Annotated in this window: 22 protein-coding genes; 8 read left to right on the top strand and 14 right to left on the bottom strand. The window is 53.0% G+C overall.

What is annotated here, in order from left to right; all coding sequences use genetic code 11:
* Positions 1–9: 9 nt before the first annotated feature.
* Together ACMAY6_RS01285 and ACMAY6_RS01280 are read left to right on the top strand one after the other, a co-directional pair.
* Positions 10–1386 carry a malonyl-CoA decarboxylase domain-containing protein gene (locus tag ACMAY6_RS01285; RefSeq protein ID WP_435213766.1) on the top strand — a complete coding sequence of 459 codons (1377 nt, stop codon included), beginning with the start codon at positions 10–12 and terminating at the stop codon, positions 1384–1386.
* A 143-nt stretch (positions 1387–1529) separates the two neighbouring features.
* Complete coding sequence (locus ACMAY6_RS01280) at positions 1530–3266, top strand: sodium:solute symporter family protein (protein WP_435213764.1); 1737 nt, start codon at positions 1530–1532, stop codon at positions 3264–3266.
* 135 nt (positions 3267–3401) lie between these two features.
* Here the strand turns inward: ACMAY6_RS01280 and ACMAY6_RS01275 are convergent, their stop codons facing one another.
* From ACMAY6_RS01275 to ACMAY6_RS01255, 5 genes are all read right to left on the bottom strand, one after another.
* The gene (locus tag ACMAY6_RS01275) at positions 3402–4991 is read right to left on the bottom strand and encodes a phytoene desaturase family protein (protein WP_435213762.1); all 1590 of its coding nucleotides are present in this window, start codon (positions 4989–4991) and stop codon (positions 3402–3404) included.
* A gap of 5 nt (positions 4992–4996) precedes the next feature.
* Positions 4997–5617, bottom strand: coding sequence for an MOSC domain-containing protein (locus ACMAY6_RS01270; protein WP_435213760.1), 621 nt, complete (start codon positions 5615–5617; stop codon positions 4997–4999).
* An 18-nt stretch (positions 5618–5635) separates the two neighbouring features.
* Positions 5636–7036, bottom strand: a complete 1401-nt coding sequence (locus ACMAY6_RS01265; RefSeq protein ID WP_435213758.1) for an arylsulfatase — start codon at positions 7034–7036, stop codon at positions 5636–5638.
* Positions 7037–7059: 23 nt separating this feature from the next.
* A complete protein-coding gene (locus tag ACMAY6_RS01260) occupies positions 7060–7260 on the bottom strand; it encodes a hypothetical protein (protein WP_435213756.1) in 201 nt (66 codons plus the stop codon).
* Positions 7261–7367: 107 nt separating this feature from the next.
* Positions 7368–8693, bottom strand: a complete 1326-nt coding sequence (locus tag ACMAY6_RS01255) for a M24 family metallopeptidase (RefSeq protein WP_435213754.1) — start codon at positions 8691–8693, stop codon at positions 7368–7370.
* A gap of 331 nt (positions 8694–9024) precedes the next feature.
* On the opposite strand from ACMAY6_RS01255, the gene ACMAY6_RS01250 reads away from it, so the two are divergent.
* A complete protein-coding gene (locus ACMAY6_RS01250) occupies positions 9025–10644 on the top strand; it encodes a BCCT family transporter (protein WP_435213752.1) in 1620 nt (539 codons plus the stop codon).
* Positions 10645–10813: 169 nt separating this feature from the next.
* Entirely contained in the window at positions 10814–11668 is an 855-nt protein-coding gene (locus tag ACMAY6_RS01245; protein WP_435213751.1) for a VOC family protein, read from the top strand.
* Positions 11669–11755: 87 nt separating this feature from the next.
* Here the strand turns inward: ACMAY6_RS01245 and ACMAY6_RS01240 are convergent, their stop codons facing one another.
* Positions 11756–12274: a hypothetical protein gene (locus ACMAY6_RS01240; RefSeq protein WP_435213749.1), complete on the bottom strand. Its 519-nt coding sequence runs from the start codon at positions 12272–12274 to the stop codon at positions 11756–11758.
* 267 nt (positions 12275–12541) lie between these two features.
* On the opposite strand from ACMAY6_RS01240, the gene ACMAY6_RS01235 reads away from it, so the two are divergent.
* Both ACMAY6_RS01235 and ACMAY6_RS01230 read left to right on the top strand, forming a co-directional pair.
* On the top strand, positions 12542–13942 hold the full coding sequence (locus tag ACMAY6_RS01235; RefSeq protein ID WP_435213747.1) for an L-serine ammonia-lyase: 1401 nt from the start codon (positions 12542–12544) through the stop codon (positions 13940–13942).
* Positions 13943–14307: 365 nt separating this feature from the next.
* Complete coding sequence (locus ACMAY6_RS01230) at positions 14308–15579, top strand: flavin monoamine oxidase family protein (protein WP_435213745.1); 1272 nt, start codon at positions 14308–14310, stop codon at positions 15577–15579.
* A gap of 88 nt (positions 15580–15667) precedes the next feature.
* Here the strand turns inward: ACMAY6_RS01230 and ACMAY6_RS01225 are convergent, their stop codons facing one another.
* The gene (locus ACMAY6_RS01225) at positions 15668–16378 is read right to left on the bottom strand and encodes a 3-deoxy-D-manno-octulosonic acid kinase (RefSeq protein WP_435213743.1); all 711 of its coding nucleotides are present in this window, start codon (positions 16376–16378) and stop codon (positions 15668–15670) included.
* A gap of 240 nt (positions 16379–16618) precedes the next feature.
* Between ACMAY6_RS01225 and ACMAY6_RS01220 the strand changes: the two genes are divergently transcribed.
* Positions 16619–17680: a glycosyltransferase family 9 protein gene (locus ACMAY6_RS01220; protein ID WP_435213741.1), complete on the top strand. Its 1062-nt coding sequence runs from the start codon at positions 16619–16621 to the stop codon at positions 17678–17680.
* Positions 17681–17698: 18 nt separating this feature from the next.
* Here the strand turns inward: ACMAY6_RS01220 and ACMAY6_RS01215 are convergent, their stop codons facing one another.
* Entirely contained in the window at positions 17699–18454 is a 756-nt protein-coding gene (locus ACMAY6_RS01215; RefSeq protein ID WP_435213739.1) for a glycosyltransferase family 2 protein, read from the bottom strand.
* Positions 18455–18521: 67 nt separating this feature from the next.
* Entirely contained in the window at positions 18522–19307 is a 786-nt protein-coding gene (locus ACMAY6_RS01210; protein ID WP_435213738.1) for a glycosyltransferase family 2 protein, read from the bottom strand.
* Between the two features lie 362 nt (positions 19308–19669).
* Between ACMAY6_RS01210 and ACMAY6_RS01205 the strand changes: the two genes are divergently transcribed.
* The gene (locus ACMAY6_RS01205; RefSeq protein WP_435213736.1) at positions 19670–20947 is read left to right on the top strand and encodes a 3-deoxy-D-manno-octulosonic acid transferase; all 1278 of its coding nucleotides are present in this window, start codon (positions 19670–19672) and stop codon (positions 20945–20947) included.
* Positions 20948–20970: 23 nt separating this feature from the next.
* On the opposite strand, the gene ACMAY6_RS01200 is transcribed toward ACMAY6_RS01205, so the two are convergent.
* The 5 genes from ACMAY6_RS01200 to ACMAY6_RS01180 form a co-directional block, all read right to left on the bottom strand.
* Positions 20971–21768 carry a crotonase/enoyl-CoA hydratase family protein gene (locus tag ACMAY6_RS01200; RefSeq protein WP_435213735.1) on the bottom strand — a complete coding sequence of 266 codons (798 nt, stop codon included), beginning with the start codon at positions 21766–21768 and terminating at the stop codon, positions 20971–20973.
* Between the two features lie 163 nt (positions 21769–21931).
* A complete protein-coding gene (locus ACMAY6_RS01195) occupies positions 21932–22807 on the bottom strand; it encodes a TIGR03619 family F420-dependent LLM class oxidoreductase (RefSeq protein WP_435213734.1) in 876 nt (291 codons plus the stop codon).
* 162 nt (positions 22808–22969) lie between these two features.
* A complete protein-coding gene (locus tag ACMAY6_RS01190; RefSeq protein WP_435213733.1) occupies positions 22970–23890 on the bottom strand; it encodes a P1 family peptidase in 921 nt (306 codons plus the stop codon).
* Between the two features lie 36 nt (positions 23891–23926).
* The gene (locus tag ACMAY6_RS01185; RefSeq protein ID WP_435213731.1) at positions 23927–25129 is read right to left on the bottom strand and encodes a CaiB/BaiF CoA transferase family protein; all 1203 of its coding nucleotides are present in this window, start codon (positions 25127–25129) and stop codon (positions 23927–23929) included.
* A gap of 11 nt (positions 25130–25140) precedes the next feature.
* Positions 25141–25632: an acyloxyacyl hydrolase gene (locus ACMAY6_RS01180; RefSeq protein WP_435213729.1), complete on the bottom strand. Its 492-nt coding sequence runs from the start codon at positions 25630–25632 to the stop codon at positions 25141–25143.
* Positions 25633–25712: the final 80 nt, after the last annotated feature.

The raw sequence follows: 25712 nt of genomic DNA, 5'->3' as shown, positions 1-25712 counted from the left end.
GACCCGAACATGGAGCAATCAAAGCCCTCGAGCAAATGGCATATTGGAATACCCATTTCCAAAATGCTCGCCTCAGCTCTTGCCGTAGGGCGGGTGATCTTACGGCAGAAATCGGGCGGCGATGATCAAACCTTGGTAGGTCCTAGTGCCCTTTTGGACGCCTGTGGAAATTTGGTTGAGCATCAGGGCGAAGCCTCAGGGTTAGCCCTTGCAGAACAAATCTTATCCGCTTACGAGGCATTAAACTTTGAGGAAAAAGCCGCGTTCTTCAGCGGCCTTGCCGAAGATTTTCTGGTAGATCAAGCCGGTGTCGCCGCTGCAGCCGCTCAATATCAGGCGCAACCCAACCCGGCCAGCATGAACACGCTACGCAAGGCACTAGAGCCCCGCTGCAACCGGTTGTTTCGTCGCCTAAACCAAGTCCCCGACGCCACAGGCCGTCTGGTCAAGCTTAGAGGTGACCTACTACAACATGAAGGTGCCCACCCACAACTCAAGCAAGTCGATGACGACCTCAAGCGATTATTGCTCATTTGGTTCAATCTGGGCTTCTTAAGTTTGCGCCGCATCAGTTGGGATTCACCGGCCAGCACGCTAGAAAAACTCATCGAATATGAGGCCGTACACGAGATTCGGGGCTGGGGTGACCTCAGAAGTCGTCTGAAGGAAGATCGGCGGCTCTTTGCCTATTTTCATCCTGCCATGCCAGACGATCCTATTATATTTGTGCAGGTGGCTCTAAAAGATGGCAGCAGTAGTGCCGTGGGCCCACTGGTTCAAGAAGATCGAATACTAGAAGCGACCGCCACAACCAATACGGCAACCTTTTATTCGATCAGTAATTGTCACAAGGGACTTCGCGGTATTTCCTTCGGTAACTTTCTGATCAAGCAAGTCGCTTCAGAACTGCGTAGCGAATTTCCTCAGCTCACACGATTCGAAACCCTATCCCCCATACCCGGCTTCAGGGCTTGGGTATCTGCTTCACTCAAAGGAGCCACAACACACACTTTGCCGGCGGCTGTTTGGGATAGGCTAGAAACCTACCTTGAAGACATAGATGAAAATTTTGATGCCAACCCGCTGGTGCAGGACACCTTGCTCCCCTTATGCGCCCATTACCTGACACACGAAAAAAAAGATCAGCTGCCCATAGATCCTGTGGCCAAATTTCATTTGGGCAACGGCGCCCTGCTCGACAAAATTCACTGGCGGGGGGACGAATCGGAGCGTGGTAAACAACTTTCCTACGGCGTCATGGTGAACTACGTCTACGAGCCTGAGGAGATTGAGAATCGACATGAGGCCTTTTTCTCTGAGGGGCGCATTGCTTCAAGTGCGGCCGTAAGAGATCTGGCAGACAGTCTGATGGGACAAACAGGATAGACAGTGATGTGTATTGCCGCTCCTTGCCAGTGACTGAACCTCGCACAAGACGCCCTAAAACAAAGAGCCAAACTATTGCTAACGATCTCAAGTAAAGACTCACCCGGCATTTGCCTATCCGCACAAACTAGGAACCCAGCCCTGTGAATCTTTTTACGATTGCCATAGCCCTCAGCGTTCTAGTCTTCATTGCCGTCGGCAATTACGCGGGGCGTAAAGTAAAAAATCTTGATGATTACTTTGTGGCGGGACGGCAGGCTCCGACGCTGCTCATTATTGGAACACTAGTTGCGAGCCTCATGAGTACCACCGTATTTATGGGCGAAGCCGGCTTCACCTATGAGGGTCAACTAGGACCTTATCTGCTGCTACCGGGTATAACAGTGACCGGTTATATCTACGGTGCCCTTTTTTTTGGTACTTACCTCCGCCGCAGTGAAACCACGACGGTCGCTGCTTTTTTCGGTGAGCGCTTTGCGGACCCCGGTGTGCAACGTATCGCTGGGTTAACGGTCATCATCGGTTTGGGCGGCTATCTGCTAGTCGTTACTCAAGGTGCAGCATTGCTAATCGCCGAATTAACCGACATTGGTTACGTCGCTGCGGTCGTAATTGCCTGGTTGAGCTATTCAATATTTACCCTTTATGCCGGGTCACGCGGTGTCATCCTTTCCGATACCCTGATGTTTTTACTGTTCACCGGCGCCACTCTTTTTTTTGCGGGATACCTCCTCGATGAATTCGGGGGTATTCAGCAAGCTGTAGAAGACCTGACTCGACAAGAGGAGAAACCTGGGCTGACGAGTTGGCATGGAATTATTGGTGAGGGAACGAGCTGGCCGACCCCCATCGATTTTTTGATTTGGTTTGTGGTCATCGATTTGTCTTGGAGCCTGGTTTATGCCGTTAGCCCTTGGCAGTCGAGTCGACACCTAATGGCGAAAAGCGAGCACGTGGTCTTACGCGCCTCAATTTACACCTGCATTGTGGTGATTTTTCTGCAGATTCTGATTTATGGAATAGGCGGGTTTATCAATCTTGCCAACCCCAACATAGACCCTGTAGAGACCGTCTTGATTTGGGCTGCAACGCATCTCGTGCCCACTTTTCTGGGCGCTTTGCTGGTCGCCGGTATTGTCGCGGCAGCACTTTCCTCCGCATCAACATTTCTCTCCCTCGTGGGCTTCAGTGTTAGTCGTGACCTGATGCCCGATCGACAACTAACGAGCTTAGGTGTCACCCGCCTGGCAATGGGCACAGTCAGTGTGGTCGTTTTGGTATTCAGCATCTTGATACCACCCAACGTATTTTGGATAACTATTTTCATTGGTACCGTATTCGCCTCAAGCTGGGGCCCGGTTGGCCTACTCAGTATCTGGAATAAATCGATTACTGCCCGGGGTGCGCGCTGGGGTATGTTGTCGGGCCTTGCGGGGAATATCATTCCCGCAGGACTGAACTACTTAGGCTTGATCAGTCTGCCCAGTTATTTTGAGCCGGCCCTACTCGGTATTGTTGCAGCGCTAATCGGGGTCTGGATGGGTTCTAGAGGACAGTCACCTTCAGGAGCAGAAGTCGCATATCGCAGCAAACTGCACACAACGCCTAGTGAAGATCTAAGTACGAAAGAGACTCGAATCACCCTTCTGGCGCCTGTGCTACTCGTTGGTTATGGGTTAACAATGCCTTGGCTGTTATTGCATTACTACGTCAGGCCCTATCAAACCGCGGCGGGGTTTCTACACTACGGCGGCGCCTTAAATTGGGAGCGCCTAGAGCCCTGGTTCGCCTTGGGCCCTGCGCTGCTGCATATACCCTTGGGGATACTGGCATGGCATGTCATACGCCACCGCTACACCCCAAAAGCCAGCGCGCCATAGAAGGGGCACACCCGCCTCTAAGCAGCCAACTCAAATAGGGTCTTGCGAGGGTATTTTTGTGTCGCTGCGTTTGCCTGGCTCTACAAGCTATGTCGGTGTTTAAACCAAGGTCGTGAAGATTTAGACGCCACAATATTAGAGGTCACGAAGAATACGTTGGGCGGCGTTATGCCCCGGAGCGCCAGTTACACCGCCCCCAGGATGCGCCCCGGAACCACAGAGGTACAGTCCCGGAACCGGAGTTGCATACTGGGCCGCATCGGGGTGGGGCCGCATATTGAACAGCTGATCAGGCTCTAATCGACCGTGACAAATATCGCCCCCTGTGAGGCCTAGCACACGCTCCAAATCCAAAGGCGTCATGCATTGGTGACCCACTAAAATACGCCTGATGTCCGGTATAAATCCTTCAACATAATCCAAGATTTGCGCAATTACCGCAGGCTTTTGCTCATCCCACGATTGCCCTTCACTCAGCTGATAGGGCATGTATTTACACAGTAGACTCATCACATGGTGACCGGGCTTATCGACGAGGTCAGGGTCAATCGCACTGGGGATAATCGCCTCAATTATCGGCGGACTGGCCGGTATACCCTTGCGAGCACTGTGAAAGGCCTCGTTGAGGTGCTCCGCACTCTCAATCAACGTAATGCTCGACTTGTGGCAAGGGCTCAACGCACCACCGCTGGGTAATGCTGAAAACTCGGGGAGCTCAGAGAGCGCTAAATTCATGCGTAACGAAGCTGACTCTTGACGAAAAGCACCAATATCCTTGCTGAAGGACGCGGGCAAATGCTCGGCACCCAGCAATTTCAAAAATGTTCGCTTGGGGTCCGTGTTGGCTGCCACAGTTTGCGCTCGTATCACCTCACCACTTTCCAGCGTCACCCCGCAAACCCGCCCGCTCTCGACGTTAATCTTTGCCACCGAGGCGTCGGTTCTGATTTCCACACCATGAGCCTGACCCGACTGCGCCATCGCTTGAGTAATGCTGCCCATGCCGCCTTTGACCAAACCCCAAGCACCCTTGCGCCCCGCAATTTCCCCAACAGCATGGTGCAACATGGCGAGACTCGCCCCGGGTTGGCTCAGGGGTGCATAGTTCGCCGGCATAATATGTGCGGCTACCATCGCTTTTACTTTTGGACTTTCAAACCATCGATCAATAATGGTTTCTGGGGCGCCAATAAAAAATTGCATCAAGCGCCAGCGCGATTCCGCATCGAGGCGGAAGACATCGACCCCCAACTTCAACATGCTGATAAGGTCACTGACCCCCTGATCTCCCAGTCGCGGCGGCTCTTTTAACCACTGCTTGGCCAATAAACCACCCACCTGATCAACAACCTGCTCGAAGGCCATGTAGGCTTCGTAGTCGGTGGGGGAAAACTTGGCAAACTGGGCGCGGTCATGAGCTTCATCCCCTGTCAACAACAGGTAGTCCCCGCGCGAATCAAGATAAAGGGAATTTTCAAGGGGTATAGGCCGATAGCCGTAGCGCTCGAGCTCTAGATCTTTGACGACTTCAGGCCGAAGCAAACTCACCACGTAGGAAAATACAGAGTTTCGATAACCGGGATGAAACTCTTCCGTGACCGCGGCACCACCAACAATAGACCGCCGCTCTAAGACACAAACACGCTGTCCAGCCCTTGCCAAATAGGCCGCGGTGGTTAATCCGTTGTGGCCACCACCAATGATAATTGTGTCGTATGCAGTCATTCGATCTAGGTCCGAAGCCACTTCGGCAACGGCTCGGCTTCGACCGTCACTTGATCGCCGGGTCGAATGAAACCGGGTACTTCGACAACCCCCACAAGTCCTCGACAAAATTTTGCCGCTTCAGAAAAAGCAGGTGGCGGGGGCGATTCTCCTGATGTCGTGACGTTGTTTTTTGAAACGTGAAGGGCCATGTCCCCGCAGGGAGGGTTGTATTCCTCCACCATAAGCACGACACCGGATTCAAAACTCAGGGTTGTCCCCCGGGGCAAACGTGAAAAGTCGGGAATACCTTCGATACACAAATTTACCGCAATGGCACCTGCGGTAAGAGGCTGGGCGAGGGACATCGCCGCTGAAATCTTCTCGACGTCCTCGTGGGCAATGGCTGACCACTGCCGCTCGTTACGCCGCACCGTGCCTCCGACCTGCTTATCACCCGTAGCCCACGCCTTGCGCGTTGCTCCGCGGTGGCGGTCACCGACAATACCATCAATGGCCATTTCTAAAGCCTGATCGGCTTCCTTATCTAAGGTACCTGTCGCACCAACATGCACACTAACCACCCGACCCTGCATCATCACTGAGCTCCCGCTTTCGACACACTCACTAAGTTTTCTTTGTTCCATTGTAGCCGCCTCAGGCGGTTAAGGGCCTGGCGCGCCGGGATCATTTTCTAGCGAAAGTTCGTGATCTTCAATGACCTGATACAGCGGGAAATCGACCCAAGTATCGTTAAGGTAATTGAGCTCAGGGACTTCTTCCTTGGGATCGACGATCAGGTTATATACCGATGGGTACGCCATTTCTTTAATACCGTAACCATCTTCATCCATTTCCCGCAGCAGAATTTTCCAGTTACGCCACTTGGCACCAAACAGCGTGTTACCGATATAAATCACCAGCGAGTCACGCGCCGACTGCTCTGATGTCCCCGTGAAAAAGTCGGACTGATCGACACCGTCTATGACCCGGTCTGTCGGCACCTGCACACCGGTAAAACTGGCTACGGTGGAGAACACATCCATTTGATGAACCATTTCATTGCTCACCCTGCCCGGAGGGATCTTGCCGGGCCAACGCACCAAAAATGGCACCCGAAGTGAGCCCTCGTAAGGTGAAAACATGCCGCTACGCCAAGGTCCGGTAAAACCGAATGACCGAGGCACGCCTTCGCGCCCGTTATCCGAAGTGAAGATAAAAATGGTGTCTTCGCGTATACCCAAGCTCTCCACGGTATCCAGCAACTCACCCACGTAAACATCTGTCTGGGCGAGAACATCAGCAAAGCTGCCATTACCCGTGCTGCCATAAAAGTCAGGATGGGGGTCTACCGGTTCGTGGGTTTGTGTATAGGGTAAATACGCGAAGAACGGCTTTCCTTCTCCCGACATTCGCGTCATAAAATCTATGGCTTGATCGGTAATCTCACGATCAATAATGGCTCTTTTCGCCCTATCATAAACAGCACCTTCCACCGGCTGCTCACCTTTGGAAGCAGACATCACATGAGTAAATTTGGCACTTGGGTGGCTGTTAGGTTGAAAGCTGTTGCTGTCGGGCCAAAACGCACGGTCTGATGACCGCGGTAAACCTATCCATTCATCAAATCCTTGATCAGTGGGAAAACGTCCCTCGGTATCACCAAGATGCCACTTACCAAAAATGCCCGTCGCATAACCCGCGTCGGACAAAAGCTCAGCGAGGGTAACCTCCCATTTAGTGATGCCGTACCAAACCCCTCTCGGTGGCTGGTTGGCGCGCTGCCGAGTTCTAATCCCGTATCGACCCGTCATTAGCGCCGAACGAGAGGGCGTGCATTCGGCCTCCACGTTGAAATTGGTAAGCTGCAATCCTTCCCTCGCAATGCTGTCGATGCGCGGAGTAGGAGCGCCTCGCATAACACCACCGCCGTATACGCCAATTTCACCGTAGCCAAAATTGTCCATTAGAACGAGAACGACGTTAGCTTGTTTTTCTGCCCAAGCAGCCATACTGAAGAGGACGAGAGTGCTGAGAAATACCGCTTTGAGGCATCGTATAGCCATAACCTTTGCTCCTATTTCTGCCTTTATGTGTGCCGCTGCGCTTTGCGATGCTTGGATTTTTGCCCAGACTCTCCGTCGTAAGCCCGCCTTCCTCTTCGAGTATAACGCCAAAAAATCAGATGTCCGGGGGCCTCACCAAGAGCCTCAGCGCGATAAGGCGCATTCGAGCGTAATACCTGACGAGCCATTTTTTTGCTGGTATTGACCCAAAGTTTGGCACTCACTCCTTAGCCTCTTTCGCAAGATCGACACACCATCCACCATGACGCCATCTTTAGATGCAGGGGCATGGTCGACCAGCACAGCTAAGTACAGGACCTAGCAGAGGAACTTACCTGACTACATGTAACTGGGTTTGTCGGCCCGACAGGTAGCGCACCTCGTCGCCATCATAAATAGCGCTCTGCTCGAGCTTCATCTGCACAGGTTCATTATTCCATTCGGGGATCGCCACAGTGACCCGACCCTCAATGGCATAACCGGTCATAGGAAAGAGTAACCAGTCACCTCGACCCGGGGTTGGCCCCTGGTTATCCCACATGCCTATAGTGGGCCCTGGTCCATGTCCAAAAACACCCAAGGGGTGGGTGTAAATGGCATGGTCGATGTTTCTATCATGAAGTAGCTCTTGTGCCGCTGCCAAAATTTCGTTGCCACTGCGTCCGGTTTGAAACTGCGATGTCAGTAGGTCTTGCCATAGATTACCGGTTGCCATGGCTTGCACCAGCCCTGCGGGCGGTGCTGTTTCGCCCAGCTTTAAAACGTACCCCATTTCCTGAGTGTCCGTGCACAAACCGAGATAACAGAGCCCAACGTCGGTATGCAGCAAATCACCACGCCTAATAATGGTTTGCGCATAACCTGCGCCCAAAAATGCAGCTTTGCCGTAGTCCGCCCCCTGCCACTGCCGATTGACATCTGGATGAAACCACGGCGCAAGACCCGCCGCCTCAAAGCGCTCTCGAATAAACCAGGCCACCTCTCCTAGCGTGGTCACCCCCGGAGTAATAACACGCTCGCTGAAGGCCTCGGCAATCGTACTCCGGGCAATGGCCACAGCCCGCTGCCAAACCTCGATTTCTGCAGGAGTTCGTGTCTCCAGCCAGCGAACCACAAGATTTTCAGAAGAAACCAAACGCGCCGATAAGTCTGACCCCAAAGCGGTTTCCAATTTTTGATATAACCCATGACTCAAACCGTCAGCCACAGGCCATGTATCACTGACATTAATAGCGATGCTGTTAGGATTCCGCGCCTCAATCAACTCAGCTAAGCGCCGCCATTGAGCGTCAAGATCTCCCCCTTGCCAGGCTGGCTCGTACAGCTCCCCTAAGGGGTAGCGACTAATCGTAAGTCGCTCAACGCCCTTTTCGACACCCCTATCGTGAAAGAGCAGCATCGTCGTTCTGCGTGCTGTAAAACGGGGTTTCGGTACCAGCGACAAAAACGCGGGGTCATCGTTGTACTCTCTGGCGATCACTACCCAAAGGTCAATATTCTGTTCTCGCATGAGTTTTGGGAGCAACTCATCGAGACGCTCAGCCAGTAAACTGTTTTCAATGGCAGGACGTTGTGCAAAAGGCGCGACCGATGGCTGAGCCTGAGCATTCGGCAGATGCACCGCGGTGAGTAGAGCAACCAGTAATATTCGAAACACGCGCAACACCCTCATCTTTAAACAATCCAACGGAATTCCAGCAAACCGCCCAACGCCTCAGCCAGAACTTTTTCGTAAATTAACAATCGTCGCGGAGTAATCAAAGCGCTTTTACGCCAAGAAAACCTTGGTCACCTGCCTAGCGCCCTACCACGGGGAGTGTTTTACGTCAGCACTGGCAATACATAGCGGGTCTGATACTTTAGGCCACAACGGATCGGCTCGGTGAATCCGTTATATAACGATAAAAAAACAAGATTCACTTATACAACGCGCTCGTAGCTGCTTCGAAGGCACCGGTGCAAGATTCAAGGTCAACAGGAGTTTAACCGTGTCGTTTGAGCCAGTGACCCATGTCGAAACCTCAGGTTTTTATCGGGGATATAACCGCGGCATCGCCGTATCAGTGAAGTTGATCATTGTACTTTTAGTGTTCTGGACGGCGACAACACCCAACGCGGCTGACACGCTCCTTGCTGTACAGACTGCCACGATCGAGGTCTTTGGGGTTTGGTACATCAGTGCGACGGCTTTGTTCATGAGCTTATGTATTATTTTGGCGTTGTTACCCGGCACAGGGTCCCAGCGTTTAGGTATGCCTGATACACAGCCGGAATTTAGCCGGTTCGCATGGTTCTCTATGATGTTTGGTGCAGGTATTGGCGTTGGGATGCTCACCTATTCCACGGCAGAACCTCTTTACCACTTTGGCAACAACCCCGATGTCATTATGGGCAACGCCGAGGCGTTGACAGCCGGCAATGTTCGCCCCGCTTACAAGTGGACCTTGTTGCACTATGGTTTAACGCCTTGGGCCTGTTATGCGGTTGTCGGCCTTTCTCTGGCCTATTTTTCTTACCGTCGGGGCATGCCGCTAACAATACGCTCACCTTTTACTGCCCTGTTAGGTGCACGTAGCAACATCGTTTTAGGGGGTATCGTTGATACTGCTGCGATTCTCGCGACCTTAATCGGCATCGCGGTCACCATTGGTTACGGGGTCACACAATTGGCTTATGGGGCCCATCACATTACCCATTGGTCATGGATTATTCAGGAAAATGCGCCCACCACGCTGGGCCTGGCAGTTGCGGTGGGCATCATTGTAATGGCTGCCATGATGTCAGCCCTCTCAGGACTAGGCAGAGGCATTAAGTGGCTTTCCAATTTAAATATGGTGCTCTCTTGGCTTCTTTTACTGATATTTTTGATTTTCGGCGCGACTTGGTTCGCCGGAGAAGTATTCGTTCAAGGGCTCTATGACTACCTTGGAGCGTTACCCGCCATGTCATCAACGGTTTGGTCTGATCCGTCAACCCAGGAGGGGCTGGAGCTTGCGCAATGGCAATCTAACTGGACCATCTTTTATTGGGCGTGGTGGATCGCCTTCACCCCATTTGTTGGGCTGTTTCTAGCCCGAGTATCCCGCGGCCGCACCCTGCGCGAGTACGCTATCGGAGCCATCATACTGCCATCGCTCATGTGCTTTGCCTGGCTTTGTATTATCGGCGGTACAGCGCTGGACTTAGAGCTTTCAGGAATCGCTCAGGGCAGTATCTTGGACGCCGATCTGTCGGCGCAATTGTTTGCAACGGTTGATGTGCTGTTTCAAGCGCCTTGGGCATTCCCCATAACCTGCCTCTGTGTGCTGCTCTTGCTAACTTATCTGATCACCTCTGCAGACTCGGCGGTATTGGTTGTCAACACCATCGTCTCCGGCGGCGTCGAGCAGGAGCACGCTTCGCAGCACATTGTGCTTTGGAGTTTACTTTTAGGGCTGGTCATCATCACCTTGCTTATGGTGGGAGGGCTGGAAGCACTGCGGTCCGTCATGATTATTGGCGCGCTGCCTTTTTCTGGTGTCATGTTCTTCATGATGCTGTCACTGCTAATCGCCATGTGGCGAGACCGCCATGGCACGTCGCCCATCGGCAAGCTTGAAGGAACTTGATGTCCCCAGCACCTCGATCGCGTGACCCAGCCAGTCAGGGCGACTGATACTCCCCCAAATAGCGAGAAATCACCGGCCTTGTCCCTGTAGACTTGGAGCCCGCGCGTCAGGCCAGATACGAATAAGGCTAATACCGCAATCTCATCTTTTTCTTTTGGAGTCGCCTACCTTGAGCTCACAGGACACCACCGTTGATCACCTTATCATTGCAGTTTCGGACCTTGCTCAAGCGAGCAAGCATTACGGGCTTTTATTAGGACGTGATCCCAGCTGGCAAGGCAGTCATCCCGACTATGGCACGGCCAACACTCTGTTTAACCTAGAAAATACCTACATTGAACTGTTGGCCGCTCAAGGATCTGGCATAGGGGCTGACGCGGTTACGGCGATACTAAAATCAAAGCCTAACGCCCTAGGCGGGCTGGTATTTGGCACCGAAAATAGCAGCGCATTTTTACAGCGTGCCAGAAGTGCTGGACTCGAAGTCAGCGATCCAGTCCCCAGCCACGGCATCGATGACTTAAGTGGTAATACCCGCCACTGGAGCAATCTATTCTGGGATCCTGCCGCCGCAAGGGGTATTTTTTCCTTCTGTATATGCCATGACCCTGAATCCTTCCTACCCCCGGCACCGGTCACTGCAGCGGCACCCATCAGCGCTGTCGATCATGTGGTAGTCCAGACTCAAGACGCGCAGGCCGCGAAACGGTTTTACGGTGATCAACTGGGCATTCGCCTTGCGCTGGAACAGGAAGTACCGCAATGGGGGGGGACTCAGCTGTTCTTTCGCGCCAGCTCAATGAGTATCGAAGTCATTGCCTCAAAGAAGTCTGAGGCGATGGATAGCCTTTGGGGACTGGCCCTGAAAACTGCCGACATTGATGCCACACGTCAGCGACTCTATGAAACAGGCATCGAAGTCTCTGAAGTAAGAGAAGGCCGAAAAAAAGGCACTCAAGTCTGCACTGTCAAGTCACATGTTCTGGATATACCGACACTGCTTATTGAGCACCCCCTCAAATAGCAAGGGAAAAAAACCTTCACCTTGGTCGTAGGATAAAGGCAGAGACCGGGAGTTAACTGCTACAACCGTCGCAGCGCCACAACTCAGCTACTGAGAACGACAGGCCGCATCTGAGACGAAAAATCTGCCCGCCGGTAAGTCTTCCATGCCATAAACGACATAATGGCGAGCGACTCCCGCCTCGAGCTCGAATCGCTCTTTAGCGTCACTGCAGCTTTTTTGGGTAATGTTAACTCGGGTGGTCTTCAGCGTGCCGTGGTCTACGGTGTGAGCGGGCATGTGAATCATGCGAAGTTTGTATCGAAGTCCTGAGGGTATGGCACTCACTCCAGTGAGCTCTGTGTATTTGTCGATTTTTGAAGGGAGCGTAAGTATTTGCTCAGCGACAAGCGCCTCTAAATAGGCGCGATCAGTGGGCTTAAGCTCGACAGTAGGCTCGCTGGTTGAGCTCTCACAACCGAATAACCCAACTAACACCCATGCACACAACACGCTGAACCCATGACCACGCAGTAGCAAACAGCGGGGGTCTTTGGAGCGCGTGCTCCGGGCATTAGCCATGAATAAAGCTGCCGACACCACAGCACCTCTGGGTGTATCACCCATCAAAATTTCAAAGAGTGACGCATAACAACCGCCTCATCCTTAGAAGTCCACCCAGCACCGCACAGACAGTGAAACGCGTCACTTTTTTGGTCAGGATTGACGCGGCTTGCCGTCCGAGCTGCCTCAAAGCACAAAAGTGCCGCTGGTTGAGCCACTCATGGGGAAATCACAGTGCTTAAAAACGTCACCACACGGCGTTTTTGGCAGTAGCGCACCCATCGCTGCAACGTTAAGCTCACAGGCGTTTCAGGGCACAGGATCAAGACCGTGTCGATTAGTGTTTTTGATTTATTTAAAGTCGGTATTGGACCCTCTAGCTCCCACACGGTAGGGCCCATGAATGCCGCGCGTCTGTTTACTAAAACATTGGAAGACACTGCGCAGATCACCAAGTGCACCCGGGTAACCGTCGAACTTTTTGGCTCCCTCGGGGCTACTGGGGCCGGTCACGGTTCGCCGAAAGCGATTATCTTGGGATTATCTGGCGAAACTCCCGAGACAGTAAATGTTGAAAGCATTCCAGCCCGCGTAGCGCATGTTCGTGAAGCGGGAAAAATCCTTTTGCTGGGCTACCACGAAGTCGACTTCAACTATCGTGATGATCTCATCATGCATCGCACCGAGACCCTGCCCTTTCACCCCAACGGCATGCGTTTCTCAGCCTTTGGCAAGAACCAAAGCCCCCTAGTAAGCCGCGTTTATTTTTCGGTAGGTGGCGGTTTTGTTGTTGACGAGACAGCAGACCAGACCGACATTATTGTCGACGATCCTACGCCCACGCCCTACCCCTTCACTAGCGCTGATCAGTTGATGGCCCTGTGTAGCGAGCATGGGCTGTCAATCCCTGCACTGATGATGAGCAATGAATGTGCCTGGCGCCCCGAAACGGAAATCCGCCAAAGGTTACTGGAGCTCTGGGACGTTATGAATGCCTGTATCACCCGGGGCTGCAGTACTGAAGGTGTGATGCCGGGGGGGCTCAAAGTCAAACGGCGGGCCGCTCAACTCCACCGCCAACTCAAGCGTCAAGGGGATTCTTTGGGCGACGAGTCCCTCAACACCATGGATTGGGTGACCCTCTATGCCCTGGCGGTGAACGAGGAAAACGCAGGGGGAGGACGCATTGTCACAGCACCCACTAACGGCGCAGCAGGCATACTACCTGCCGTACTCAAGTATTACCTTGCGCATTGCAAGGGCGCTCGGGATGAGGATATTTGCCGCTTCCTTCTAACGGCGGGCGCCATTGGTACTTTGTATAAAATTAATGCCTCGATATCAGGAGCTGAAGTCGGTTGTCAGGGCGAAGTGGGTTCTGCCTGCTCCATGGCGGCGGGAGCCCTTGCTGATGCTTTAGGCGGGACTCCTCAACAGGTAGAAAATGCCGCAGAAATTGCCATGGAACACAACCTTGGCCTCACCTGTGACCCTATCGGCGGGCTGGTTCAAGTGCCCTGTATTGAACGCAATGCGATGGGCGCCATTAAGGCGATCAGCGCTGCCAGAATGGCCCTGAGAGGTGACGGCAAGCACTTTGTATCCTTGGATCAGGTCATTCGCACCATGCGCGACACAGGACGTGACATGCAGGAAAAATACAAAGAGACCGCTAGGGGTGGCCTCGCCATTAACGTACTCGAGATGCCTGTCAATTTGATCGAGTGCTGAACATCCTAAGGTCGCTAAGTTAGACCAACACGGCGACCTTGGAACTATCAAAAGCGGCATCATGGTACCCAACCAGAAATAAGCTCGCGGAGCCACTGCCCCCTGATCTGGAGGTATCTCAATCGGGTTTTTGGTCGGTAAGATTGACCTGCCCAGACGCCTCCGTAAATTGATATTGTCGTGCTCAACCACGCTTGCAGCCGGGTCCAAAAAATTTTCAAACTCGCTCTAGGCTGTCTTCAGGTCATTGTTTCAGCGGAGCTTTCTCGGCAACACTGCACTCAGTGTTTAATATGAGTTTTGTTTACAGCATTTTTAAAAGCGTTTATGTATCGCCATGGCGTCCTGGTGTAAGGAGTTTTTCCATGCAAGACAAATCCGAGGTCACCATCCTTGGCGCTGGGTTGGCTGGACTTGTCGCAGCCCGTGAGCTTGTCGCAGCCGGCCTTCAAGTTACAGTACTGGAGGCCCGTGATCGCGTCGGCGGCCGAACATGGACGGCGCCTTTTGCTAACACCGGCCTCAGTGTCGATCTTGGCGCGGAATGGGTCATTCCGGCGGCCCATCCCACTATGATTGAGGAGCTCAAGCGCTACCACTTACCCCTGGTTGTTCCAGACGGCAGCAAAGACCTCGTCAGCGCGCTCCCCCAAGACGTTAGCGCCGACTATCAGACCTTGCTAAAAAAAATTGATGCAGACGCAGCTCAAGTCGACCCAACAAGACCCGATTGGTATCGGGCGGTGAGCCACTTAGACACATCTTTTTCAGACTACCTAAGCGCCTGTCCTGAATGCGACGCGGCCAAAGATCTTCTCCTCGCGGACGGCTTCGCTTTACATGGAGCCGACCCCCATCGCTATAGCACCATCAATGTGCTGCATGACGTTGCCGCCTTTGGCGGTGCAAAGGAGGCCTTTCAAGCAGATGAGCAGCGTATCGGTGGCGGCGCACAAGCTTTGGCTTTGGCTATTGCGAAAACCATGGCTAAGGAAATACGCCTAGATTGGCGAGTTCAACGCATCCAACAGACCTCTGAGGGCGTTGAGATCGCAGGCCCTAATGGAACGCTGCTCACAAAAGCGCTCGTCATCACCCTTCCCGTCAATGTCCTTTCATCACTCGATATCGACGCTCAGATTGGAAGCGCTGCCCGCCGGGCCATTCAAGAGAAACACCCGGGCGCCGCCGCAAAAGGCTGGGCTTCGGTCAGCTGTCCCGAACCTATTCACTCTTCAGGATGGCCGAATGCTGTAGAGGTCTACAGCCGACAAGGGGCCTCAACATCAGCGATTGCCACCTTCGCGGTTGCCGACCCCTGCCACGACAGTGCTCTGGAAAAATCCTGGCAAGCCGTCCGCTCCAGACACCCTAACCTCCAGTGGCACCATGAATTTTTGTCCCATGACTGGCTCAGTGATCCACTGGCACAAGGAACATGGCTATCTGCCGCGCCCAAACAGCACGAAGGCTGGCATCAGCTCGCAGACAACCCTCCCCCCGTTGTTTTTGCAGGTGGCGATGTCTCAAGACGGTGGTATGGGTGGATGGAGGGGGCCGTCACCTCAGGCCGTGATAGCGCTCAGCGAATTCAGGCTTATCTTGCGCAGGCACCGGTAGCACCTGCAGCGGGCTAACCATGCAGCGGCTCGCACGCAAAGTGAGACGCTTTCTCATAATTTTCTCCAACCGCTCCGGACTCAACCACACCTCGGTGTGGCCACATCAAATTCGGGCTTGGTCGTGATATGCCGATAACAGAAGTGACCAACCTTTTGCTGACAATCCCTGAGAAAATTGCCGCTGCTTTAGCAGCGAGCGATGCAGTCGCTCAAGATTAACGCGTCGAGACCTGCCGCCCGTGGCCGACTTCAAGGTGCAGCCATCAAAATCGATGATAAATACCTCATCGTCTCGCAATAAAATATTGCTAGCGTTCAAGTCGGTATGATTTACCCCGTTATCGTGAAATAACGCTACCGTTCTACCGACAGCTTGCCACTGCGCCCCCCTCACGGCTTCATTTTCTACTAGGCGCTGAAGCGACGTTACGTTCTCAAGACGTTCGAGAATGATGGCCCCTGAACAGCGCCAACTTGAACGCTGAGTCAATACAGCAACAGGCTTTGGGACCGGCAGCCCCAGCGCGATTAAAGACTGGAGCAACCTAAACTCTCTAAACATGCGCGTGCGCTCATATCCGGTAAAGACGTACGATTTCTCGGACAGTTTTCGAATAAAGCCACCACGGTAATAAGGCTTCAATAGCCAACGTTGGCCCTCGTACTCGACGAAATGTGCGGCACCACGCCCATCGGCAATAGCCTCGCGGTTTGACCAATGAGTGCTGTCAAATAAAGCGCGGGTCGGATTAGCCACGCAGGTTGCGTCGAACAATATTTTTCCAGCATCGACGTTAATTATCTCGGCTTTCATGTCACGTGCACTCACATTTCCAGCCGTCATCGGCAGCCTCGCTTTCAGGGGGGTTGCTAAAACACCACGTTCCGCTCCCAGCCTAAGTGAGCGTACACTAGGCGCTTTGTGATTTCGAAGGCCACTTAAATCAATGGCGAACTGTTTAACCATATTTTCCAAAGTGTCGTTGGAGTGCCACCGTCAGCTTCTAGCCTACGAGGCAAAAAATAGGTCTGCACAAAGGAATCAGGTAGCGGCATGGTAAAACCCAAGGGACGCCGAATAGCTCTGATACGCCTGTCTGCCATTGGTGACGTCTGCCATGCGGTTGCAACGGTTCAAGCTATACAGCGTCATGCGCCCGAGGATGAAGTTACTTGGATCATCGGCCGAACTGAAGCCGCACTTATTGCCGATTTACCCGGGATCAACTTCATTATATTTGACAAGAAACTGGGACTGGCCGGGTTCAGAAATGTGCTCAAGGCGATTCCTGAACCGTTCGATGTACTACTGCATATGCAGGTTTCTTTTCGGGCCAACCTGTTAGCTGCAGTTGTGCCGGCAAAAGCGAAATGGGGATTTCCCAAGCACTTATCAAAAGAGCTGCACGGTTTGGTCGTGAACCGGCGAGCAGCCATGCCAGATAGGCCCCATGTGCTAGAAGGATTTCAGCATTTCGCCTATGCCCTGGGCGTTCCGCCTTTTGAGCCCACATGGGCTATTCCTATTGCCCAAGAAGACCATCTTTGGGTGAGAGAGCGTCTCGCTGAAAACCAGCCTTATGCGGTGATTGCACCCTCTGCCAGTAATCCGGAACGCAACTGGTTAGTCGATCGCTATGCAGCACTTGCCGAACATCTCCAAACCCGAGGCTGTGGGGTGGTAATAACCGCCTCACCAGCGGAAGCCGAAGTCGTTTTAGCCCAAAAAATTGTCGCCTCAGCAAACTGCGATGTGATCAATCTCGCCGGCCAAACAAGCCTCAAGCAGTTGCTTGCGGTCGTGGCAAAGGCCGGTCTTGTCATAGCACCTGACAGCGGGACCGCCCACATGGCTGTTACACAAAATACCCCGACAATTGGGCTATATGCCCACAGCAACCCGCAGCGAACGGGACCCTATCAATATCAGAATCTAACCATCGACGCGTATCACAAAAATCTACAACGCCTCAAACCAGAATCATCAAAGACGCTTAAGTGGGGCACTAGGCTCAAGGGTGCGCAGTTAATGGAAGATATTTCGCTGTCTCAGGTCATTAACAAAGTCGATGAGGTATTGCGCACCCTGCAGCTCAACGACGACAGCGCTACCTAGCACCCCTGAAATGAAAAGCTAGGAGCGGTCAGAGTCTCTCTCGATCATCCAAAGATAGGCCTCTTTCATAAACGCATAAAAGGACTCGACCGTCGCTTGCACTAGGCCACGCCAACCCGAAAAAATAAGTCCGCGCAAAACATAAACCTTGATAAGCGTGACCGGAAAAATAAACAGTAATTTCATACCGCTAAAGCGTTTTCCTGCAAGAAATTTGTCCTGTGCCCGCAGCTTCGCGTAGTGCACGTGTTTGGTCGCGTAAACCCCTAGGTCGTTGTACCCCCAGTGGGTCAGTGTGTGCTGAGTCGTGACTTGCCGACCCTCTCCCTGAATGTTTTCGTGGACCCGTCGATCACTTGGATAGCGCACGAGTGACTTTTTAAAGGCACGGGTAATGGCCCGCTTACGAGACCTAGGATGCATAGGAGCGCCCATGAATATGTCTTCAATGCGCAGGCGGATAAGGTCCCATTGATTTGAGGCAATCAATACTTTGAGTTCTTGCAACAGTAAAGGCGGCACAACTTCGTCGCCATCGAGATTTAAACACCATTCGTTGCGGCATAAGCTCATGGCGAAGGCTTTTTGCTGAGAAAACCCCTCCCAATCGTGATGTAACACCCGAGCACCCTCACGGCGAGCAATTGCCACTGTGTCATCGGTTGAACCAGAATCAACGACAATGACCTCATCGAAGCCGGCGACACTTTTGACCGTGGCACCGATGGTGTCTGCCTCGTTCAAGGTGACAATAAATACACTGACGTTGGTCATGGAATGGAGATCTCGGGCGACCGTAATTTTAGCGCGGCGCAGGCGCATCGAGTCACATTGTCACAAATCACAAGGGCCCCTCTTGGCTTACAGGAGTGCTGCGCTGTAAAACCACCAGCCCTGCGTATTTATTAAAGGCATATTGCCCCAGTACTAGGGCCAGCAAAAATCCCCTCCAGCCATCTAGAAAGCCCAACCGAAGCAGGTACTGCTGAGTGAAGTCAGTAAAAAATCGTAGGCTTGCGTAGGGGAGAGAGCTGCGTTTCCCCGATTTAAATTTATCAGCAGCACTGAGCGCTGCGTACTGGATATGCTTTTCCTGAAGGTGACGATAATCACGCCAACTGTAATGCAGTAATTTGGTCCTCAAACGGCGAACTTTTTCAGTGGGCAAGATCAACGTCTCGTGCACCGCTGCATCTTTAAAGCGCGCCCCTTTTTTATAAAACAGTTTTCCTTGGGGCGATGCATACCGACCAAAGTTAACCGCCTTACCAAATAAAATCGTTTGCCAGGGTATCTTGACCAAGGTCTCTTTGATGGCATCTTGGCTCAAAAATTGATCGATTTCAGCCCGCAGCTCTCTTGTAACCTCTTCATCAGCGTCGATATTCAACACCCATTCATGCTGACAATAGGTCAACGCTCGATTGCGCTGCGCTCCAAAACCGGGCCAATCCGTGCAATGAACCTCTGCGCCATAGCGTTTGGCTATTTCCACGGTATCGTCCGAGCTTCCGCTATCTAAAATAACCAGTTGGTCTACCCACCCCGCGAGTCCTTTGAGACAGCGATCGAGTCGGTCACCTTCGTTGCACACAATGAGAAAACAGGAGAGCTTATGTTTACGCATGAATCACTCAACTATGAAAAGCCTGTAAAACTTTGCAGTGGCCTACAACCGAGGCTCGCCTACCGATGCAGCGCAGACTTCGCAGCAAAGCGCGGCGCATTGCCGGTTACTATCGCCCGTGAACCGCTCGCCCTGCAAGGATAAAAACCCACGACTACCATGCTCCCTAGGCTCTGATCACTACCCCCAACTGACAGACCTTGCCTGAAATACATCAGATAATGTTTAAGCCCGCATCTTCGCCGTGGCTCACGCAATAGCACCGGGCCCAGTCACTTTGGCGGCATTTCTAGAGATCGAGGCGACCTACGGGCCGGGTTGAGTATACTGCGCGCTGGCAGTGGTTTGATGGTGACATTTAAATGCGCCGAATATACGGTCTGTTAACTTTGCTCTTATTACCCGTGTTTTGGGTCGGACTGCTGTGGCTTTCGATAAAGCAACCGGGGTATCGCAAAAATTTATCACAGCGACTGGGCCGAAACCTGCCACTACTGGAGTCCTCTAGCAAACAACGACTGTGGGTCCACGCCGTCAGTGTTGGCGAAACGCTGGCCATAGCCCCTCTCGTTGAAAGACTCCTCAGCGCGCGTTCTGACCTCAGTGTATTGATCACATCGACCACGCCAACCGGCGCAGAACAGGTACAACGACTGTTTGGTGATCGAGTACACAGCGCGTGGTTTCCATTCGATAGCCCGGGGGCCATCACCCGATCACTTGATCATTGGCAACCAAACGCCCTGATATTGGTTGAAACAGAACTCTGGCCCGAACTCATTCGCCAATGCAGCTATCGCGGAATTACAACCTTGCTGTTAAACGCCCGCTTGTCCCAGCGATCCCTGCGACGCTACGGGCGGCTGGGGAGCTTGATGCGCAACACCGTCACAAGTCTGCATCATATTGCTTGTCAGCACGTATCGGACGCCCAACATTTTCAGGCATTAGGGGCACTGGAAGACCGACTGTCGGTGGTCGGCAGTCTCAAATTTGACATGCCAAAACTGGCCCTGGAGCAACAACGGGATGCACTCGCTCTAGATCTAGGTACCCGGGCCTCTGGGCGTCCCGTCCTATTAGCGGCCAGCACTCATACTGGAGAAGACCTATTAGTGATCAATGCTTTCCTCAAAGTCCGCGAGGAACACCCCAGCGCATTACTCTGGCTGGCACCGAGACACCCGGAACGCTCTGCCGCCATTCTAGCGCTCATTGCGACAGCCAAGCTCACTGCAATTAGGCGATCCTCAGGGCAAACCGTCGGGGACTCTACCGAGGTTTTATTGATCGATACCCTTGGGGAATTACCGGCCTTTATGGGGCTGGCTTCGGCGGTATTCATGGGAGGCAGCCTAGTTGAGCATGGTGGGCACAATCCTTTGGAGGCCCTGGTCTTTGGCAAGCCCGTGATCTCCGGCCCATTCACCACCAATTTTTCGAACCTCTACCAAACCCTAGAGGCTGAAGGCTTGGTCTCCGTCGTTGGCAACGGTGATCAATTGGCTGAAGCGCTAAGCCAATCGTTAAAATTAGAGCATCGCGAACGCTATGCCGCTCAAGGGCCCCGCTTTGTCGATCAGCATCGTGGCGCGCTTCAGGCGCAGTGTGACATTGTCGAAGCCGCACTCAGCGCCTAGCGAAGACTGAACACACCCCTTATTCAATCTCCCGTGAAGTGGGGCGTCCGCTTTTCAAGAAAGGCCGCTACGGCCTCACGGTGGTCCCGAGATTGATGAGCACCACCTTGGTTTTTGGCTGCCGTGTTGAGGGCCTCCATCAAGGTTTGATCGCAGGCCTGGCGTAACATTTTTCGCGCTAAACCCACGGCCCCCGGGGGGTTTACCGCAATGCGTTGTGCTAAGGCCTTACAGGTTGGTAACAGTTCCTCAGGTGTAACGACACGGGACACCAACCCCCATGCCAAGGCTGTCTCGGCGTCGATCTTGTCACCTGTTAGCGCCATTTCGGCGGCGCGAGAAAAGCCCACAATTCGGGGCAATAACCAAGCACCGCCATCACCTGGAATTAACCCCAATTTCACAAAGCTCTCGGCAAAAACCGCCGATGTGGAAGCAACACGGAGGTCACACATACAGGTTAAATCACAGCCCGCGCCAATCGCAGCTCCATTCACCGCCGCAATCACCGGCACACTCAAAGCTTCGATTGTTAGGGGGATACGCTGAATACCCTCTCGATAATTATCGGCCGTTGCTTCTGGTGTGTCGCCAATCAAGCTTTCGGGTCCGGCTTGCATTTGCCTAAGGTCACCCCCAGAGCAAAAAGCTTTCCCTGCCCCCGTTAGAATAACCACGCGTACCGATGGCTCGGCGTCTGCCGCCTCAAGAGCGTCAACCAGTGCGTCCACCATAGCTAAATCAGTAATGGGGTTGCGTCGATCGGGACGATTCAAGGTCAGCGTTAAAATTGCGCCGTCCTGTTCAGTCAGGATATCCATCGCGGTGCTCACTCACAGTGTCATTGTTGAGTCAGAGAGTTTATCTCAGGAAAAAGCCCACAAGGTATCGTTGCCTTGAATAAACAAACGGCGCTATGCGTTAATGGAGCTTCTATCCAATAACCCGCCGCACTGCCATTCAAGGCACCAAAAACATAAGGTCCTAGGCGCGGTGTGGTTCGATGAACTCGGTGGCATACCAGTTGAGCATTTGGATTTTTTTCTCTAGGGAATGATCAGGTTCTAATTCGTAAACGTTGCGAAAGGCAATGACAACATCGGTCACGCCCAATGCTTCCAACTCTGCAATACCCGCCGGGGTAAACGCATTTTGTCCTGTGGTAAAAATTTTAAAGGGCCGATCAACAGTGCCATATTCCTCACGCCATTGCTTGAGCTTAGTAATGTAATCGGTAAGTTGCGACATATCCGCCCCGGCACACATCCAGCCGTCGCCGACGCGAGCCGCCCGCTTTAGCGCCGGATCTGAATGTCCCCCCATTAAGATCGGTGTCGGGGCGGTAGGGGCAGGACACATTTTATTGGCAGGCATACTGTGCAACTCGCCCTCAAAACTGAAAAAATCGCCGCTCTCAAGACCTTTTAAAATGGCCAGCTGCTCATCAAATCGCTTACCCCGACGCTCCCATGGAACGCCGCAAACGGCGAAGTCCTCCTCCCAAGGGCTAATACCCACACCAAAATCAAAACGATTACCCGACAACTGCTGAATACTTTGCACCTGCTTGGCCACCACAGGCGCCTGTCGCACGGCCAGTTTGTAAACAAAGGTCGCAAAGCGAATGGTATCGGTGACCGCCGCCATTGCTGAAACCGCAATAAGACTTTCTAAAAACGGCACGCTCTCAAGAAACTCTCTGCTGCCATCTTTGTTGTACGGGTACTTCGAACTGCACTCTTGGGGGTAACAAATGCTGTCAGGTATCGTAATACCATCATAGCCTGCAGCTTCAGCGGCCTTAGCTAAAGGTAAGTAATGGTCGGCGTCACTCATGCCCACTTGATAGCTGAATCGCATTGCAACCTCCTCATCGGTTTTGTCAGTCACCGCACCGCGGTCTGTCCCCACCCACCCGTTTAAAACTCTGGCCAGAAAATGGCCGACTAACGCTCACCATTGGGTGCTGGGACTTTTATTGTACGCATAACACCCTTGTGAGGACTGGTATCACATCACCCGTCATAAATCGGCAGGGTTACCTGCAACACTGTTATGAATCGCCGCCTCCACCGCATCAGCCGCGAGCATACCCAGACGATTAACGTTTATTGTTCCTTTGGTTCCCGTACCCGCAGCGAACAGCGTGTCGCCATCATATAAAGTGTGGGCCGGACGAATCGCCCTTGCGAGTCCGTCATGAGCCATTTGCGCCACTTTCAAGGCTTCACTTTTAGTCAATGTGGCATTTGTGACAATGGCGCCAATGGTTGTGTTGCTTCCAGGAAAATCACCAGAAGCGCTGTAATTTTCAGCGTCCCGCAAAGAAACTGGCGCCGTGCTAGCTCCCAGAAGCTGGCCGTCCCGACCAAACACCTCGCCATAGGGATTCACCGCCACAATCGCAGCCACACAGAAGCCATCCGCCAGAGCAATACAATGGGCACCCAGACCAGATGTTGAGGCGTATTCGCGGCCATATATTTTCCCCAACGTAGCCCCGCATCCAGCCCCCACAGCGCCTGTTTCAATACGCCGCCCGGTAGCCGCCTCTGCCGCTTTTCGACCCATTAGCATGTCGGGACGAGCGCTCGCACTACCCACACCGAGGTCAAACAGTACGGCCCCTGTCACGATAGGCACTTTTGCGATGCCGGTATCAAAGCCAACGTCATTCTCTTCAAGTACCCGAACAACACCGCTCATGGCATCCAGACCCCAAACGCTGCCTCCAGACAAGACAATGGCATGAACCTTGTCGATGAGATTTTCTGGCTTCAGCAGATCTGTTTCGCGGGTGCCCGGTGCCGCACCGCGAACATCTACGGCGGCTACCGCACCCGCGTCAAAGCGCAGCACCGTCACCCCGGTTTTACCCAAGGGATCACTAGCTTGGCCACAGGTAAAGCCCTCTAACGCCCCCAAGTCACAGTAATTTGGCATCGGCAAACCTCTTCTGTCGTGTCGCACCTGAAAAAATTATGCCGTCGCCAATTTTCCAGATTCGAGTAGCTCGCCTACCTGACTCTCGGTAAAGCCCAGCTCTGTCATTACTTCAACACTGTGTTCACCCAGAGACGGCGACGGTTCAGCCAATGAGCTGTCGATACCGGCAAACTGGATCGGCGGCGCTGGGCTGGTCAGGCGGCCCAAGTTCTCAGTGACATAAGTTTCAAGCAGACCCAAGGTCTCTATTTGAACATTTCTAGTGACGGTGTCCCTCGATTCACAGGGTGCACTGGGAATATCGGCCGCCTCAAAGGCCGTCATAATTTCCTCGACTTTGAGATGACGCATGCCGTCTTTTAAAACGCTAGAAAACTCTCCTAGATGCATAAATCGTGACACAACCGTGGCAAATCTAGGGTCGGATCTAAGCTCTTCACGGCCGACTAAAGTCAGCACCGTTTCCCAATGATGATCTAATAAAATAGACGCAGCCACAGCACCATCGGAACCCTGAATTGTTTGGTAGCTCTCAGATATGGGCGGCATTTGAAAAGCATCATCGTCGTGCAATGTTCGGTGCATCATGCCATCAGGCCACATGAAAGCTAGGCAGGCATGTAACATTGAAATATCTATGTGCTGACCTTCCCCGGTAGAGTGTCGCGCCAGTAACGCCGCGGTCACCGCTTGGGCTGTTGTATAGGCGGTGACCTTGTCGCACATCAGCATTCGAACGAATGCAAACTCATCATCGCCGCCCTGGAGCCCCGTGATACCCGCTATACCCTGAATCACGTGATCATAAGCGGGTCGATCACGCAGAGGGCCTCGTGTGCCAAAACCCGTCACAGCAACGTTTATCAGGCGCGGGTTGAGGGCTCGAAGTACGTCGCTTCCCAAGCCCAGCTGCGTCATGACACCCGGCCGGTAATTATTGAGAACCACGTCCGCACGGGCTGCCAAGCGCTTTACCGCTTCAACACCCATCTCATGCTTGAGATTGATAGCTAGTGAGCGCTTACCGCGGTTGCAGTTATGAAACAGTGCCGAGGTTCCATTTTTCTGGCTGCCGAGTTTGCGCATGGGATCGCCGCCCCGTACCGGCTCCACTTTAATCACTTGAGCGCCCTGTGAGCGCAGCGTCATGGCAGCCAGTGAACAAGTAACCATGGTGGACAGCTCAACAATTTGAACTCCAGCCAGAGGCTGTTCAGCTGAGGGCGTCTCTGACATCGTTTTAAGGCTCAACGAAAGATGAATCGAAGAGTAATCGCGTCTGAACCAGGATTCAGGGTCTGCGTACTGCCGTTGGACATGTGATCAATCGTCAGTGAAATGGCAGCGTTTGCGTTAATGTCAAACCCCGCTCCAATGAGAGACCGGAAATGCAGCGATCCGCCGAGCTCGGTATCTCCTGCATGATAAAAGCCCGGCATAAAGCTACCCTCAATGAAGAATCGACGTCCAATTCGGTACCTACCTGCAACACCAGCACCGGCCCAAGCGTCACCGTCCTCATCAAGGCGTCCCGCAACCGCAATATTTCCTGAGAACCCCCCAGCTGCCGCAAACTCTTGCCAATGATATTCGACAACGCCGCCAATCCCGTCAGTTTCCGTATCGGTGGTCACACCAGCGACCCAGTCAGCCGTCGCCCCGGGCGCGTTGCACAACAACAGCAGTCCGATTACTAAAAGAGACTGCCAGGAAAAATCACCATACCGAACCAACGACATAACATCCTCACTGACCGAGCAAAACTACCGTAACCTTTTGCCTTTGCGACCCACAGCCACAAACATTTGTTTCGGTGGCC

Source organism: Luminiphilus sp. nBUS_16, from assembly GCF_051201645.1.
GTDB lineage: Bacteria > Pseudomonadota > Gammaproteobacteria > Pseudomonadales > Halieaceae > Luminiphilus.
The sequence above is the reverse complement of the archived record's forward strand: the minus strand, read 5'-3'. Positions and strand labels throughout refer to the sequence as shown.

What these genes read in the sequence shown, in the direction of transcription:
- ACMAY6_RS01285 (WP_435213766.1), top strand. Translation starts at nt 10, where the DNA reads ATGGAGCAATCAAAGCCCTCGAGCAAATGGCATATTGGAATACCCATT.
- ACMAY6_RS01275 (WP_435213762.1), bottom strand. Translation starts at nt 4,991, where the DNA reads ATGACTGCATACGACACAATTATCATTGGTGGTGGCCACAACGGATTA.
- ACMAY6_RS01270 (WP_435213760.1), bottom strand. Translation starts at nt 5,617, where the DNA reads ATGGAACAAAGAAAACTTAGTGAGTGTGTCGAAAGCGGGAGCTCAGTG.
- ACMAY6_RS01265 (WP_435213758.1), bottom strand. Translation starts at nt 7,036, where the DNA reads ATGGCTATACGATGCCTCAAAGCGGTATTTCTCAGCACTCTCGTCCTC.
- ACMAY6_RS01240 (WP_435213749.1), bottom strand. Translation starts at nt 12,274, where the DNA reads ATGGGTGATACACCCAGAGGTGCTGTGGTGTCGGCAGCTTTATTCATG.
- ACMAY6_RS01230 (WP_435213745.1), top strand. Translation starts at nt 14,308, where the DNA reads ATGCAAGACAAATCCGAGGTCACCATCCTTGGCGCTGGGTTGGCTGGA.
- ACMAY6_RS01225 (WP_435213743.1), bottom strand. Translation starts at nt 16,378, where the DNA reads ATGAAAGCCGAGATAATTAACGTCGATGCTGGAAAAATATTGTTCGAC.
- ACMAY6_RS01220 (WP_435213741.1), top strand. Translation starts at nt 16,619, where the DNA reads ATGGTAAAACCCAAGGGACGCCGAATAGCTCTGATACGCCTGTCTGCC.
- ACMAY6_RS01215 (WP_435213739.1), bottom strand. Translation starts at nt 18,454, where the DNA reads ATGACCAACGTCAGTGTATTTATTGTCACCTTGAACGAGGCAGACACC.
- ACMAY6_RS01210 (WP_435213738.1), bottom strand. Translation starts at nt 19,307, where the DNA reads ATGCGTAAACATAAGCTCTCCTGTTTTCTCATTGTGTGCAACGAAGGT.
- ACMAY6_RS01205 (WP_435213736.1), top strand. Translation starts at nt 19,670, where the DNA reads ATGCGCCGAATATACGGTCTGTTAACTTTGCTCTTATTACCCGTGTTT.
- ACMAY6_RS01200 (WP_435213735.1), bottom strand. Translation starts at nt 21,768, where the DNA reads ATGGATATCCTGACTGAACAGGACGGCGCAATTTTAACGCTGACCTTG.
- ACMAY6_RS01195 (WP_435213734.1), bottom strand. Translation starts at nt 22,807, where the DNA reads ATGCGATTCAGCTATCAAGTGGGCATGAGTGACGCCGACCATTACTTA.
- ACMAY6_RS01190 (WP_435213733.1), bottom strand. Translation starts at nt 23,890, where the DNA reads ATGCCAAATTACTGTGACTTGGGGGCGTTAGAGGGCTTTACCTGTGGC.
- ACMAY6_RS01185 (WP_435213731.1), bottom strand. Translation starts at nt 25,129, where the DNA reads ATGTCAGAGACGCCCTCAGCTGAACAGCCTCTGGCTGGAGTTCAAATT.
- ACMAY6_RS01180 (WP_435213729.1), bottom strand. Translation starts at nt 25,632, where the DNA reads ATGTCGTTGGTTCGGTATGGTGATTTTTCCTGGCAGTCTCTTTTAGTA.